Genomic DNA, 15,205 nt, shown 5'->3' on the forward strand with positions numbered 1-15,205 from the left:
AGCGTTCAAGGCGATGCCTGCACGCGCGGAGTTGCGAAATGCCCTTAGCACTGCTTACCCAAAAAGCCCGATCAGGTTGTATTGCCGTGTTGGGGCTGATGCTGGCCATCGGTGCGCCAACGGTCGGTGCTGCCCAGCCCCCGGGCACGTTTGCCAGCAAGCCGGACATTCACACCGTCACCGACGCCTACACCTACTTGCTGGGCCGCTTGCTGGTGATTCGTCAGGAGCAGATGGACCGCGCCGGCGACGGATTCAGCTGGAATGCCGTCAAATACAACCCGCTGGGTTCTGCGGATTTTGTAAACCCGAACTTCGATGTGGCCTACCTGGAAGCCTGGGTCGCTGCCGATGATCACAACGGCGTGCTGCTGGAAGTCCCGCAGGTAAAGGGCCGTTATTACACCGCGCAGCTACTGGATGAGTGGGGCGAGGTGATAGCCAACACCAATGAACGCACCTTCCCGTCAAAACCGTATGGAAAATTTGCCCTGGTCAAGCCCGGCTCCACGGCAACGATTCCGCCCGATGCGGCACGCATAGAACTGCATTCAAGCAAGGCGAAGTTGCTGGCACGGGTCGAAATCAAAGGCGATCCCGAAGGCGCGCTGGCCCTGCAAAAGCAGTTCAAGGTGACCCCGCTTGGTGACATTGCCGTCGTACCGGCACCCGAGGTCAAGCCGTTCGATAATGCCAGGCTGCTTGGCGTGGAAGCCTTCGATAACGTCGACAAGGTGTTCTCCAGCGCCCTGGATGTGTCGCCGGTTGCCGCGCAGATGCAGCAAAAGGTGCGTTACGTTGCCCAGTATGTGGCGTCTTCGCCACAGGCCCGGGAGGCGATCGACAAGCAGCTCAAAGAGACCGTCGTCCCCGATTTCGTCAGCCATGCGATTGCCCGAAGCGCCGCGCCGCACAACAACTGGGTAGGCGGCCAGAAGACCGGGAACTACGGCGAAAACTTCAGCCTGCGCACCACGGTGAACTACGCCGGCATCTGGGCCAACACCACCGACGAAGTCATCTACTTTGTACCCGTCGCCGACGCCGCCAACCATCCGTTGGATGGCAGCAGGCGCTATGTCATGCATTTTGCGGCCGACAGCCTGCCTGCAAGCGTGGTCGACGGCTATTGGTCGGTCATTCTGGTCAGTGTGCCCGACTACCGCGTGGTGCCCAACCCGTGGAACCGCTTCAACTTCAACAGCCATTCAAACCTGAAAAAAGAGCCGGACGGCTCGTTGAAAATCGCCATCGGGCCCAAACCCGTCGCCGGCATTCCCGAGTCGAACTGGTTGCCATCGTCTGCGGGCAAGCCGTTTTCGCTGACCTTCCGTACCTACGTGCCCAAGGACATCGTCAAGCAGGGCAAGTGGGCCCCACCGGTGCTTACCGAGCAGCCCTGAAGCGTGCCGCAGTTTTCTGCGCTCACGGGATAACCCACGCCGTCACGGGACTGCCGGCCCCCCCCCATAAACTTATCGTCCACCCAAGCAAACTGCCGGCACCTGCTCAAGGCGCCCGGCCGACCCTGACCTTGAGTGTGACGTGAATGAGCGCTTACCTGCATTGTCTTTCGCATACGCCGTTGATGGGCCATGTGGACCCGGCGCAGGCCGTTCTGGATGAAGTCGATGAGGTGATTGCAGCGGCGCGCCAGCGCATCGCCGCGTTCGATCCCGAGTTGGTGATCCTGTTCAGCCCTGACCATTACAACGGTTTTTTCTATGACGTGATGCCGTCGTTCTGCATCGGCATGGCCGCCCATGCCATAGGCGATTTCGGCACGCTGGCAGGGCCCTTGGCGGTGCCGCAGGCATTGGCCGAAAGTTGCGCGGCGGCTGTGCTGGAGGAGGGTGTCGACAGCGCGGTTTCGTACCGCATGCAGCTCGACCACGGGGCCGCGCAACCGCTTGAACTGTTGCTCGGCGGCTTGCGTGAGGTGCCGGTGATTCCCGTGTTCATCAATGCCGTGGCCACGCCCTTGCCGAGTTTTACCCGGGCGCGTTTGTTGGGGGAGGCCATTGGCCGCTGGGCCGCTGCGCTGGGTAAGCGCGTGCTGTTCCTCGGCTCCGGCGGGCTTTCCCATCAACCGCCGGTACCGGAACTGGCCAAGGTCGAAGGGCTGATGGCCGACCGGCTCAAAGGCAGCGGTCGCTACCTGCCGGCAGACGAGCGTGAAGCGCGCACGCAACGGGTGATCCTTGCCGCGCAGCGCTTTGTCGAGGACCCGCAGACGCTGCATCCGCTCAACCCCGAGTGGGACGCGCATTTCCTGACGTTGCTTGAGCAAGGCCGCCTGAGCGCGCTGGACGCTGTCAGCAATGCCGAGCTGTCGGCGCTGGCGGGCAAGTCCACCCACGAAATCAAAACCTGGGTGGCCGCCTTCGCTGCCCTGGCCAGCTTTGGGCCGTATCAGGCCAGTGACCGCTATTACCGGCCGATCCCCGAATGGATCGCCGGTTACGGCTCGATAAGCGCCCACCCCGTTAGCCCGCTTGAGAATCCCCGGAGAGCCGTATGAGCCAGTACAGCGAAAGCGCGACCAGCCGTTTTGCCCTGATCGAAGACCACGGCGTGCCCCTCAATATTCACTACCACGACTGTGGTGACGGCCAGGAGGTCGTGGTCATGCTGCACGGCTCCGGGCCGGGGGCCAGTGGCTGGTCGAACTTCAGCCGCAACGTCGAACCGTTGGTGGCGGCCGGTTACCGGGTGATCCTCATGGACTGCCCCGGCTGGAGCAAGAGCGACAGCATCGTCTGCGAAGAATCGCGCTCGGCGCTCAATGCCCGCGTACTCAATGGCTTGCTGACGCAACTGGGCATCACCCGCGCGCACTTGATCGGCAACTCCATGGGCGGCCACAGTGCGGTGGCGTTTGCCCTCGACTACCCGCACAGCGTTGGCCGCTTGGTGTTGATGGGCGGGGGTACCGGTGGCGTCAGTGCCTTCGTGCCAATGCCGACCGAGGGCATCAAGCTGCTGCAGAAGGTGTACCGCGAACCCACGCAAGACAACCTGCAGCAGATGATGGACATCTTTGTGTATGACAGCAAAGACCTCACCGCCGAGCTGATCTCAGGCCGCCTGGAGAACATCCTCCAGCGCCGTGACCACCTGGAGAACTTCTCCCGCAGCCTGTCGCTGCACCCGCGGCAGTTCCCGGATGTGTCGACACGCCTGGCTGAAATCAGCGCGCCCACCCTGGTGATCTGGGGTCGAAATGACCGCTTTGTGCCGATGGACACCGGCTTGCGTCTGGTCGCCGGTATCCCCAACAGCGAACTGCATGTGTTCAACAACTGCGGCCATTGGGTGCAGTGGGAGCACGCCGAACGTTTCAACCGCCTGGTCGTGGATTTTCTTGCCCCTTAAGCAGGCGCCGAACAGCTGATTGCGTGGCTGCCCGAGCGGCTGCGCTGCGAACCCCGAGGTGACTATGAGCGTGACCCAGCAAACTATTGAACAACTGGCCGCCGCCCTGCGCGCTGCCGAGCATAGCGGCGAGGCGATTGCGCCGTTGCGTGAACAGATTGGCGAAGACGCCGGCGAGGCGGCCTACGCGATTCAGCGCCTCAACGTCGCCCACGCCGTTGCCGGCGGGCGCCGTGTGGTCGGGCGCAAGATCGGCCTGACCAACCCCAAGGTGCAGGCCCAGCTTGGTGTCGACCAGCCGGACTTCGGCACCCTGTTTGCCGACATGTGCTATGGCGACAACGAAGTGGTGCCGTTCAACCGCGTGCTGCAGCCGAAGATCGAGGCGGAAATCGCCTTGATCCTCAACCAGGACCTGCCGCGCCCCGACACCACCTTTGCCGACCTGCTGAACGCCACCGGCTGGGTGTTGCCCGCGCTGGAGATCGTTGGTTCGCGCGTACAGAACTGGAACATCCGCTTTGTCGACACCGTGGCCGACAACGCCTCCAGCGGTTGCTTCGTGCTCGGTGGCCCCGCTGTGCCACTGGCCGGGGTCGACCTGCGCAATACCTTGATGCGCATGACCCGCAACGGCGAGCAGGTGTCCAGCGGCAGTGGTGCCGAATGCCTGGGCCACCCGCTCAATGCTGCGGTGTGGCTGGCGCGGACCATGGCGCAGCTGGGTGAGCCGCTGCGCGCCGGCGACATCGTCCTGACCGGCGCCCTGGGGCCGATGGTGGGGGTCAATGCCGGTGACCGTTTCGAGGCGCTGATCGAAGGCATCGGTCAGGTCGCCGTCAATTTTTCCGCCGAGTGATCGGCAGCTCAACCAAAAGAGCGCACCAGCATGAAGAAACTCAAGGTTGCCATCATCGGCTCCGGCAACATCGGCACCGACCTGATGATCAAGATCCTGCGTAACGCGCAGCACCTGGAAATGTCGGCGATGGTGGGTATCGACCCGGCGTCCGATGGCCTGGCACGTGCTGCACGGATGGGCGTGGCCACGACCCACGAAGGCGTAGAAGGCCTGACCCGTCTGCCAGCGTTTGCTGACATCGACTTCGTCTTCGATGCCACCAGCGCCGGCGCCCACGTTAAAAACGACGCGTTCCTGCGTTCGGTCAAACCGGGTATCCGCCTGATCGACCTGACCCCGGCAGCCATCGGCCCGTACTGTGTACCGGTGGTCAACCTGGAGCAGAACCTCGGCCAGCTGAACGTCAACATGGTCACCTGCGGCGGCCAGGCAACCATCCCGATGGTGGCGGCGGTGTCGCGCGTGGCCAAGGTGCATTACGCCGAGATCATTGCCTCGATTGCGAGCAAATCGGCCGGTCCCGGTACCCGCGCCAACATCGACGAATTCACCGAAACCACCAGCAAAGCCATCGAAGTGATCGGTGGCGCGGCCAAGGGCAAGGCGATCATCGTCATGAACCCGGCCGAGCCGCCGCTGATGATGCGTGACACGGTATTTGTCCTCTCCGAAGCCGCCGATCAGACGCACATAGAAGCCTCCATCGAAGAAATGGCCGCCGCCGTGCAGGCCTATGTGCCGGGCTACCGCCTCAAGCAAAAGGTGCAGTTCGACGTGATCCCCGAGGATGCGCCGTTGAACATTCCCGGCCACGGCCGCTTCTCGGGCTTGAAGACCTCGGTGTTCCTCGAGGTCGAAGGCGCCGCCCACTACCTGCCAGCGTATGCCGGCAACCTCGACATCATGACCTCCGCTGCCTTGGCCACGGCCGAGCGCATGGCGCTGTCGATGCTCAACGGCTGAGGAGCTAACCATGAACGGCAAGAAAATCTATATCTCCGACGTCACCCTGCGCGACGGCAGCCACGCCATTCGCCACCAGTACTCGCTCCAGAACGTGCAGGACATTGCCCGAGCGCTGGACAAGGCCCGGGTCGATTCGATCGAAGTCGCCCACGGCGACGGCCTGCAGGGCTCGAGCTTCAACTACGGCTTTGGCAAACACACCGACCTTGAGTACATCGAGGCCGTGGCCGACGTCACCGAGCATGCGCAGATCGCCACCTTGCTGCTGCCCGGCATCGGCTCGGTGCATGACCTCAAGGCTGCCTACAACGCCGGTGCGCGGGTGGTACGCGTGGCCACGCACTGCACCGAAGCCGACGTGTCGAAGCAGCACATCGAATACGCCCGCGAGCTGGGCATGGACACCGTCGGTTTCCTGATGATGAGCCACATGATCCCGGCCGAGCAGTTGGCCGCCCAGGGCAAGCTGATGGAAAGCTACGGCGCGCAGTGCATCTATATGGCCGACTCTGGCGGTGCGATGAACATGCAGGACATCCGTGATCGCATGCGTGCGTTCAAGGCGGTGCTCACGCCGGAAACTCAATTGGGCATGCACGCGCACCACAACCTGTCGCTCGGTGTGGCCAACTCCATCGCCGCGGTGGAGGAGGGTTGCGACCGTATCGATGCAAGCCTCGCCGGGATGGGCGCCGGTGCCGGTAACGCGCCGCTGGAAGTGTTCATCGCCGCCGCCGAGCGCATGGGCTGGAACCACGGGACGGACCTGTACCGGCTGATGGATGCTGCTGATGATCTGGTGCGGCCGCTGCAGGACCGCCCCGTGCGGGTTGACCGTGAAACCCTGGCCCTGGGGTATGCCGGGGTGTATTCGAGCTTCCTGCGCCACGCCGAAGTGGCCGCCGCCAAGTACGGGCTGAAAACGCTCGATATCCTCGTCGAGCTGGGCAGACGGCGGATGGTTGGCGGTCAGGAAGACATGATCGTCGACGTCGCGCTTGATTTACTGCAACAACGAAACTGATCCGACTCCACTTCTGCGCCGTGCTTGTCACGGCGTTTTTTTATTTGTGGTTCGCAGTCCATCGCGGCGGCCCGGCGTCCGGGTAAACGTAGGCGCCAGGCTTGCCGGCGAACCAGGCACTGCGGTGTCCCTGATGCACCGCGTCATCGTTTTTCGCGGGCAAGCCACGCTCCTACAGGTGGTATCGACGTAGGAGCCAGGCTTGCCGGCGAACCGGGCACTGCGGTGCGCCTGATGCACCGCGTCATCGTTTTCGCGGGCAAGCCTCGCTCCTACAGGTGGTGTCGACGTAGGCGCCAGGCTTGCCGGCGAACCGGGCACTGCGGTGCGCCTGATGCACCGCGTCATCGTTTTTCGCGGGCAAGCCACGCTCCTACAGGTGGTGTCGACGTAGGAGCCAGGCTTGCCGGCGAACCGGGCACTGCGGTGTCCCTGATGCACCGCGTCATCGTTTTTCGCGGGCAAGCCACGCTCCTACAGGTGGTGTCGACGTAGGAGCCAGGCTTGCCGGCGAACCGGGCGCTGCGGTGCCCTTGATGCACCGCGTCATCGTTTTTCGCGGGCAAGCCACGCGCCTACAGGTTGGGGGCATCGAAGACCTGTAGGCGCAATTGACCGCCGTCATTAACTTGCACTGGGGGGATAAGGCGAGCAGTACGCGGATAGTCCCTGAGAACGCCGAGACCTAATGTGACTGTGCCTTCGCCATCAGACTTCCAGTGGCGATTAACATGCGGACCCGTCTCATGTCGAACCTCGTTACTAGCGATCTCAGCCTTCCCAAGGCATCAGCCCTGCGGCCCGGTACGCGGCTCATGAAACTCACCATGGCGGTCTTGCCGTGGGTGATCATCGCCTCGCTGCTGTGGGCCGGCCTGTTCATTCGCCCCCAACCGGTGGGCAGCACCATCGAACCCGCCGCGCTGGAGAACCGCGACCAGTTCTACGGCCTGGCGCGCTTGCCCGGCGGCGAGCTGCTGGCCAGCGGCAGCTACGGCAAGGTGCTGCTGATCGGCACCGATGGCGCCGTCAGCCGCCTGCCAACCCCGACCCGCAACACCCTGCAGGACATCGCCGCCTGGGACGCCAGCCACCTCGTGGCCGTGGGCAACGACGGGGTGATCCTGCGCAGCACCGACGGCGGCAAAAGCTGGGCACAGGTCCAGGACGTGCCGCGCTCAGCCGTGGCCAACAAGCTCAACCGCGTGCGCGTGGCGGCCGGTGGCCTGGCCATCGCCACCGGTGAAATGGGCGCACTGCTGATCAGCCACGACTTCGCACAAAGCTGGCAACGCCTGCGCGAAGAGGAAGACGTGGCCTGGAACGACGTTGCAATTCTCGACGGTGGCCGCCTGGTGCTGGTCGGGGAGTTCGGGCGGGTGATGCTCGGCAACGTCAATGGCCAGGACTGGCAAGAGGTCAGCGCCGGGGTGGATGCCTCGCTGATGGCACTGAATTTCCGTGACGGGCAAAACGGCGTTGCCGTGGGCCTGGAAGGTGCGGTGCTGCAAACCCGCGACGGCGGCATGAGCTGGCAGGTGGTGGACGTGGGCTTGCACGAGCACCTGTTCGACGTGGCCTGGTTGCCCGCACAGCAGCACTGGTTTGTCACCGGCGCCCTGGGGCGCTGGGCCAGCGGCGATGGCAGCGAGTGGCACAACGGCATTCTCGATGAGCGCGACCTGTCCTGGCATGTGCGCGCCTTGCCGGTGGACGGCGGCCTCTGGCTGGCGGGCGCCGACCTCGGCCAATGGGATGGCCGGCGCTGGTCCCGGTTGCAGCCTTGAACCTCCTGTTGCTTAACCCGAGCGAGACACTTTCATGATCGAACGAATAGCTGAATTCTGCATTCGCCGCCGCGCCTGGGTGGCCGGTTGCCTGCTGATGCTGACGTTGGTGCTGGGCTGGTTTGCCCTGCATATCGAGGTGCGCACTGTCTTCGAAGACATGCTGCCGTCCCGTCACGAGTACGTGAAGACCCACGAAAAATTCAAGGACACCTTCGGCGGCTCGAACATGGTCACCATCATGTTCGAGGTGGACCAGGGCGACATCTTCCAGACCCAGGTACTGGAAAAAGTCCGCGAAGTGACCCTGGGCTTGCGTGAAGTGTCGGCGGTCAACCCGTACCAGATCACCTCGCTGGCCTCCAAGAAACTCAAGGAAGTGCGCGCATCCACGGCCGGCATCGTCAGCCTGCCGCTGATGTGGCCCGACCTGCCGCAAAGCGCCGAGGCCATGGCCGAGCTCAAGCAGGCCGTGCTGCGCAACCCGCTGGTGTATGGCCCGTATGTTTCCAAAGACCTGCAAGCCACGCTGATCACCGTCGACTTCATCGACGATCAGGTCGATTACAGCAAGGTCTTCCAGGAAATCCGCAGCCTGATCAACCGTGTCGATGACGGCCAGGTGCACATCCGCGTGGTCGGCGACCCGATCCTGTATGGCTGGGTAGGGCACTACCTGCCGGAAACCTTCCAGTTGGTCGGCGCGGCGCTGCTGGTCACCCTGGTGATGCTGTTCGTATTGCTGCGCACCTGGCGCGGGGTGCTGTTGCCACTGCTGGCCGGGGCGGTCAGTGCCTCCTGGGCGCTGGGCATCTGTCATTTGCTCAACATCAGTTTCGAGCCGCTGGTGATTGTGGTGGCAATGCTGATCACCTCGCGCGCCGTGTCGCACTCGGTGCAGATCGTCAACCGCTTCGACGATGAGCTGGAGCTGCTGCCGGCCAATGCCGACACTGCCAGGATCGCTGCGCGGGTGGCCCTGTCGGACCTGTTCCGCCCGGGCATGCTCGGGGTGATTGCCGATGCTGCGTGCATGGCCGTGGTGGCGCTGAGCCCGATTCCGATGCTGCAAAAGCTCACGGTGCTGGCGTGCGTGTGGGTGCTGACGCTGACCATCAGCGCGGTGATCCTGACTCCGGTGATGCTGTCGTTCATCCGCAAGCCGCATGGCATGGTGCACCCGATCAACTGCATTCCGCTGCTGAGCAAGGTGCTCGACCTCGCCACCCGCGTGTGCCTGTCCCGTGCGCGCTTTGTAGTGCTGGGCGTGAGCTTTGTAGCGGTGGTGTGCGCCGGGCTGTTCTCGCTCAACCTGAAGATCGGTGATGCCAACCCGGGTTCGCCGATCCTCTGGCCGCGCGCCGATTACAACGTCGACTCCGCCGCGATCAATGCCCGTTTCGAAGGCGTCGACCGCATGTTCGTGGTCCTCGGTGAAGACGGCAACACCGGCTTGATCAAGAGCAACGAAGCCCTGCAGGCGATGAACAGCTTCCAGCGCTTTATCGAAGCGCAGCCGCAGGTGGGTGGCTCGGTGTCGCTGGCCGATGTGCTGCCGCAGATCAACCTCAGCCTGCGCGAAGGCAACCCGCGCTACCTGGAACTCGGTGATACCAGCGCCATTAACGGCAGCCTCGCGGCCATGCTCGATTCGGTGTCGGAGCCCGGCGACATGTCGCGCTTTGCCGATGACCAGTACGCCAACGGCGCGGTCACTTTGATGTTCCGCGACCGCCAGGGCGAAACCATTCGTACTGCCGTGGCACGCATCAAGGAATTCATTGCCCAGCACCCGCTGGCCCAGGGCGAATGGCACCTGGCCGGCGGCCTGATCGGGGTGATGGCGGCGGTCAACGAAATCATCCTGGCCAGCCAGATCGAGGCGATTGCCCTGGCATTGCTGGTGCTGGCGCTGATCTGCACGGCGGTGTACCGCTCCTCGATCGCCGGCATGGTGTTCATGGTGCCGGTGATCATCTCCAACATGATGACCTTCGCCTTCATGACCTGGCAGGGCATCGGCATGAACATCAACACCGTGCCGGTGGCCGCCCTGGGGATTGGCCTGGGGGTGGATTACGCCTTCTACATCGCCGACCGCATCAAGGAAGAAATCGCCATCGGCAAGAGCGCCGAGGAGGCCGTGCGCATCGCCCTGCACTCGGCCGGCATGGGCGTGATCGTGACCGCCAGCGTACTGATCCTGGCCACCTTGTTGTGGTGGGCCTCGTCGCTGCGCTTCCAGGCCGAAATGGGCTTGCTGATGGCGATCTGGCTGACGGTTTCGGCGTTCAGCGCACTGTTTGTAATGCCGGCGCTGATCTACGTGTTCCGCCCTCGCTTCATCTTCGGCGAGCCGCAGCAGGGCAGGGCGACGCACCTGCCCGGCACCTCACATCAGTTGGCTTGAGACGACATAACAACAACAGCAATCGATCAATCGCTGCCGCGACTTACTGGGGAGAACAGCATGAACAGACACACTCGGGGTGAGCACGCGCACGCCTCGCTGAACCGGCTCGGGCTGGCCATTGCACTGGGGGTGATGAGTGCACCGGTGCTGGCCGACACCTTCACCTACGACGGCTACCTGCGCCAGGAAATGTCCTGGAACATGAAGAACTGGGAAGACACGCCCGACTATGACGACCGCGGCAAGCTGTCGATGATGCGCAGCACGGCGCGGATCAACCTGCAGTGGAAACCCACCGACAGCTTTTCGGTAGTGGCCAAGCTGCGTGGTGTGCGCGAAGTCGAGACCGACTTCCTCAACCACCTGGAAAAAATGGGCGCCAACAACTACCACGAAGCCGATGGCCGTGGCGACATCACCGAGCTCTACGACAAGACCGATATCCGCGAGCTGTATGTCGACTTCCCGGTGGGCGACCGCACCTGGTTCCGCCTCGGCAAGCAGCAGATCGCCTGGGGCGAGACCGACTTTTTTGCCGCCAACGACCTGGTGCACGGCTTTGACAACACCTGGCGTTCGTTCCTTGAGCCGGCCAACGAAGAGCTGCGTAAAACCAACATCATGGCCAAGGTCAACATCGATGTTCCGGAGTACGACGGTGGCATCGAGATGTTCGTGCGCCCGGGCCTGGACCGCACTGCCGACATCGGTACCGAAATCGATATCTACGGTGGTCGCTGGTCGAGCCAGCCGTATGCCGGCGTCGATTTTCGCAACGTCGATCCGTACAACTTCAACCACGAAGACGGCAGCCGCCATGATGTGACCGGCGGTATCCGCTGGAACGGCCTGTGGGGCGACACCAACTACTCGTTGTCTTACCTGAAGACCTACTACAACGCACCGATCCTCAACGCCTCCGACAACCTCGCGCTGTTCGGCCTGCCCAATGTGCCCAGTGGCGCCGAAACCACCGGTAGCGAACACACCAAAGGCCTGGCGGGCGAGGTCATCTACCCGATCGTCGATGTCTTCGGCATGACCGCCAGCCGCTACGCCGACTGGGCCGATGCGGTGTTCAGCACCGAGGTCGCCTACATCAAGGATGCGCCGTACCAGTTCGAGGCCTCGACGCCGACGCTGATCAGCCAGTTCGTGGCCCCGGGCTTCGATGGCTACACCAAGAAGGACGTGGTCGCGCTGATGCTGCGCATGGACAAGAACCTGGCGTTCACCCAGAGCCTGCTCGGTACGGAAAAACCGATGTTCTTCTCGGTGCAGCTGTTCGACAAATGGGTGCAGAACTTCGACGAAGACGACCGCCTGCTGTACAGCGTGGGCTGGGGCGGCAAGGTCAAGGAGCACTCGGTGATGGGCACCGCGATCTTTGACACCAGCTACGCCAACGGGCGCATTCGTCCGCAACTGGTAGTGGGCGGCGACCTGAGCAACGGCGGCGGTTTTGCCGTGCCGTCGGTGACCTTCGAGCTGTCGAGCAAACTGCGCTGGAAAGTCGAGTACGACGCCTTCTGGGATGACGAATTCCACGACAGCGACAAATGCCAGCCGGGCAACCTGGCCACCTGCGAGAACACCACGCTGTTCGGCTACTTCCACAACCGCGATCAGCTGTACACCAGCCTGACCTACCTGTTCTGACCCATCGGAGACACCACCATGATCCGTTTTCGTCCTGCACTACGTTCGCCGCTGCTGGCGGGCCTGATCGCCGCCAGTGCGATGGCTGTCGTCAATGCCGCCGAAGTACCGCCCGGCACCGTGATCAGTGCCAGCAACATCGACCAGCTGAAAACCCAGACCTTCGAAGGTCATACCATTGCCAGCCTGCTCACCGAGAAGCTGGAATGGCGCATTCGCAACAGCGGCATGCAGATGCCCTTGGCGGCGTCCAAAGCCGTGCCGCTTGACCCGCGCTGGGTCAAGGCCTCTGCCGCCAACGCCGGCAAGACCTCGATCAACAAGGCGGAATGCCGGGTGGATGGCTGGGGCGCCGGCGAGCCGTTCCCGCAGATCGACGAGAAAGACCCGCAAGCCGCCGAGAAGATCATGTGGAACTGGCACCTCGGCCAGCTGGTCGGGGATATTTCGCAGGTACCGGGCTACACCCAGTTGCTGGTCGACGGCAAAAAGGGCGTGCACGCCGAGCCTGTGGCCGAGTTCACCCGCTATTCGATGAAAGGCCGTTTGACCGGTGGCAACACGGTCGAAGGCGATGGCAGCGAGCGTGGTCGCCAGCTGCTGTACTTCAAGGCCCCTTCGGACATGAAAGGCCTGGGCACCTACACGGTGATGTACGACTCGGCGAAAGTGAACAGCGTCTGGGCCTACATTCCGGCGGTACGCCGTGTGCGGCAATTGTCCGGTGGCGCGTGGATGGACCCGGTGGGGTCCTCCGACCAGCTGCAGGACGACCTCGAAGTGTTCAACGCCCGCCCATGCTGGTACCCGGAGTACAAGCTGCTGGGCAAGCGCAACATTCTTGCGGTCAGCGCCAGTAAAACCGGCGACGCCATCTGGAACAAGGCGGGCAAGACCTTCGCCGAACGCTACCCGGTGATGGAAGACAAACCGCCGTACTGGAACATCGTCGGCAACAACTATGAAGTGCGCGAAGTCTATGTGGTCGAGGCGATCACGCCGTCGATTCACCCGTACAGCAAAAAGGTCCTGTACATCGACACCAAGTACCCGCGCATCTACTACGGCGAGGCGTACAACCGCAAAGGCGAGTTCTGGAAGTTCATGGAATTCCATTCCTATGCCAACGCAGCCGATGGCGATATCCGCACCACGGTCGGTTCGGTGATCGACTTCCAGCGCAACCACGCCACCATATCGCTGATCGACACCAGCACCTGGCGTACCAACTTTGACGCCAAGTCCACCGACTTCTCCCTGCAGGCACTGCAGGCGGCCGGCCGCTAAGCGCTCACTGCGCACCCGGACCAGGGACGGTCCGCCGTTTTCCTGCGCACCCGCTCCGGGTGCGTTCTTCCAGAAAAACCAGACGGGTCGCCAGGCCCTGCGCCTGCTGTCGCGACCCAAGGAGTGTCCTGTGTCCATGATGCAAGCTGCACGTCTTCACGAAATCGGCGGACGGTTCGTCGTCGATCAGATTCCCGTCCCCACCCCCGGCCCCCATGACGTTCTGGTCAAGGTAGCGGCCAGCGGCATCATTCCCAACCTGAAGAACGTCACCACGCACTTTCCCGAGTGGTACCCCTTTTTGCCGTTGCCGCAACTGCCGGCGATTTTCGGCCTGGACACCGCCGGAACGGGGGCGGCGGTCGGCTGCGCAGTGACCGCGTTCGCACCGGGTGACCGGGTTTACGTGAACCCGGGTATCGGGTGCGGCGAGTGCGGTCATTGCCGCGAAGGGGATGCTCCACGCTGCCAGGCTTATACCTTCATGGGCTATTTCGGCTTCGGTGCCGGCTCCCAGCAGGTGTTCAAACGCTATCCGTACGCCGGTTACGGTGAATACATGACTGCCCACGGTAACAACCTGGTGCGCCTGCCCGATTGCCTGAGTTTCGCTCAGGCCACCCGGTTCGGCTACCTGGGCACTGCCTACGCAGCCATTCGCAAATCGGCACTGCGTCCGTCGCAAAGCGTGCTGATTCTGGGTGCCAGCGGCACCCTGGGCGTGGGCGCAGCATTGCTGGCGCTGGCCTTCGGCGCCTCGCGCGTGATCGTGGCAGCCCGTGACCGTCAGGCGCTGGAGCGTCTGCAGGCGATCGACCCGAAGCGGGTGATTGCCGTGCCGATTGGCGAGCAGAGCATTCACCAGCAGGTCCGCGCCCTGTTGCCTGATGGTGTTGACGTCATGCTCGACACCCTGGGCGCCAAGGCGCCGACCGAGCTGTCGGTCGATGCCATGCAAGCAGTGACCCGCGGCGGGCGCATTGTGCAGATCGGTGGCGTGGCCGGACCGATCCCGATTGATCCGCACCCGTTCATGTGCGCCCAGCTGCAGTACATCGGCTCGCTGTGGTTCTCCACCCGCGAAGGTGAAGAGATGGCCAGCATGGTCGAGTCGGGCATCCTCGACCTGTCGCACCTTGAGGCCCGTGCCTACGCACTGGAGCAGTTGAACGAAGCCCTGGACGACATCCAGGCGCAAGGCAACGGTTTCACCAACTTCCACATCCTCCACCGTTAGACCCGTGTCGGCGCCAGCCAGCGGCTGGCGTCGCCCCGCCGCAAGGAGATCAATATGCAAGCCAAGCGTGTAGTGACAGGCCACGACGCCCGGGGGCGTGCACGGGTCATCAGCCAGGGCCCGGTGCCTGGTAATGAACCTTTTGAACACAGCCCGGGGTTCAGTGCCGCGCTGTTGTGGAAGACCGAGGCCGATGCCCAGGTGGGCGGCAGCCAGGCCGAAACGGTCGCCACGGTGACCTCGGTGCTGCCGGGCAGCGGCGGAACCTGCGCAATGCTGGTGACCTTTCCGCCGGCCTCCGAGGGGGGGCCCAGTGAGGCGCAGTTGCAGGCTGCCGCCGAAGAAATGATGGCGCGACTGCCGGGCCTGGCGCAGCAGTTTGAAGCCGATGCGCCGGGCTTTCATCGCACCGATACCATCGATTACGGGGTGCTGCTCGAAGGTGAGCTGACCTTGCTGCTGGACGAAGGTGATTCATGTGTGTGCACAGCGGGGGATGTGGTGGTGCAAATGGGAACACGGCATGCGTGGCGTAACACTGGAAACACCCCGGCGCGGGTGATGTTCGTGATGGTCGACGCCCAGCGGCGCTGAT

At 63.2% G+C, this 15,205-nt stretch carries 12 protein-coding genes; all 12 read left to right on the forward strand.

Going from position 1 to position 15,205, the window contains the following annotated elements:
- Positions 1 to 38: 38 nt before the first annotated feature.
- The 12 genes from I5S59_RS01570 (at position 39) to I5S59_RS01625 (ending at position 15,204) form a co-directional block, all read left to right on the forward strand.
- Positions 39 to 1,403 carry a DUF1214 domain-containing protein gene (locus tag I5S59_RS01570; RefSeq protein WP_197875079.1) on the forward strand — a complete coding sequence of 455 codons (1,365 nt, stop codon included), beginning with the start codon at positions 39 to 41 and terminating at the stop codon, positions 1,401 to 1,403.
- 146 nt (positions 1,404 to 1,549) lie between these two features.
- Entirely contained in the window at positions 1,550 to 2,521 is a 972-nt protein-coding gene (mhpB, locus tag I5S59_RS01575; RefSeq protein WP_197875080.1) for a 3-carboxyethylcatechol 2,3-dioxygenase, read from the forward strand.
- Complete coding sequence (locus I5S59_RS01580; RefSeq protein WP_197875081.1) at positions 2,518 to 3,375, forward strand: alpha/beta fold hydrolase; 858 nt, start codon at positions 2,518 to 2,520, stop codon at positions 3,373 to 3,375. The genes mhpB and I5S59_RS01580 overlap by 4 nt, the downstream gene beginning before the upstream one ends.
- 64 nt (positions 3,376 to 3,439) lie before the next feature.
- Positions 3,440 to 4,234: a 2-keto-4-pentenoate hydratase gene (gene mhpD / locus I5S59_RS01585; protein WP_197875082.1), complete on the forward strand. Its 795-nt coding sequence runs from the start codon at positions 3,440 to 3,442 to the stop codon at positions 4,232 to 4,234.
- 30 nt (positions 4,235 to 4,264) lie between these two features.
- A complete protein-coding gene (locus tag I5S59_RS01590) occupies positions 4,265 to 5,200 on the forward strand; it encodes an acetaldehyde dehydrogenase (acetylating) (RefSeq protein WP_197875083.1) in 936 nt (311 codons plus the stop codon).
- A 10-nt stretch (positions 5,201 to 5,210) separates the two neighbouring features.
- On the forward strand, positions 5,211 to 6,227 hold the full coding sequence (dmpG, locus tag I5S59_RS01595) for a 4-hydroxy-2-oxovalerate aldolase (protein WP_197875084.1): 1,017 nt from the start codon (positions 5,211 to 5,213) through the stop codon (positions 6,225 to 6,227).
- 815 nt (positions 6,228 to 7,042) lie between these two features.
- The gene (locus I5S59_RS01600) at positions 7,043 to 8,014 is read left to right on the forward strand and encodes a YCF48-related protein (protein ID WP_232239511.1); all 972 of its coding nucleotides are present in this window, start codon (positions 7,043 to 7,045) and stop codon (positions 8,012 to 8,014) included.
- 34 nt (positions 8,015 to 8,048) lie between these two features.
- Positions 8,049 to 10,424 carry an efflux RND transporter permease subunit gene (locus tag I5S59_RS01605; protein WP_197875086.1) on the forward strand — a complete coding sequence of 792 codons (2,376 nt, stop codon included), beginning with the start codon at positions 8,049 to 8,051 and terminating at the stop codon, positions 10,422 to 10,424.
- 60 nt (positions 10,425 to 10,484) lie between these two features.
- Positions 10,485 to 12,086: a DUF1302 family protein gene (locus I5S59_RS01610; RefSeq protein WP_197875087.1), complete on the forward strand. Its 1,602-nt coding sequence runs from the start codon at positions 10,485 to 10,487 to the stop codon at positions 12,084 to 12,086.
- An 18-nt stretch (positions 12,087 to 12,104) separates the two neighbouring features.
- Complete coding sequence (locus I5S59_RS01615; RefSeq protein WP_128325791.1) at positions 12,105 to 13,373, forward strand: DUF1329 domain-containing protein; 1,269 nt, start codon at positions 12,105 to 12,107, stop codon at positions 13,371 to 13,373.
- 136 nt (positions 13,374 to 13,509) lie between these two features.
- Entirely contained in the window at positions 13,510 to 14,610 is a 1,101-nt protein-coding gene (locus tag I5S59_RS01620; protein WP_232239536.1) for an alcohol dehydrogenase catalytic domain-containing protein, read from the forward strand.
- Positions 14,611 to 14,664: 54 nt separating this feature from the next.
- Positions 14,665 to 15,204 (forward strand): cupin domain-containing protein, encoded by a 540-nt coding sequence (locus I5S59_RS01625; RefSeq protein WP_197875089.1) that lies wholly within the window; start codon positions 14,665 to 14,667, stop codon positions 15,202 to 15,204.
- Position 15,205 lies beyond the last annotated feature (1 nt).

Origin of the sequence: Pseudomonas alkylphenolica (assembly GCF_016009175.1) — a bacterium.
GTDB lineage: Bacteria > Pseudomonadota > Gammaproteobacteria > Pseudomonadales > Pseudomonadaceae > Aquipseudomonas > Aquipseudomonas alkylphenolica_B.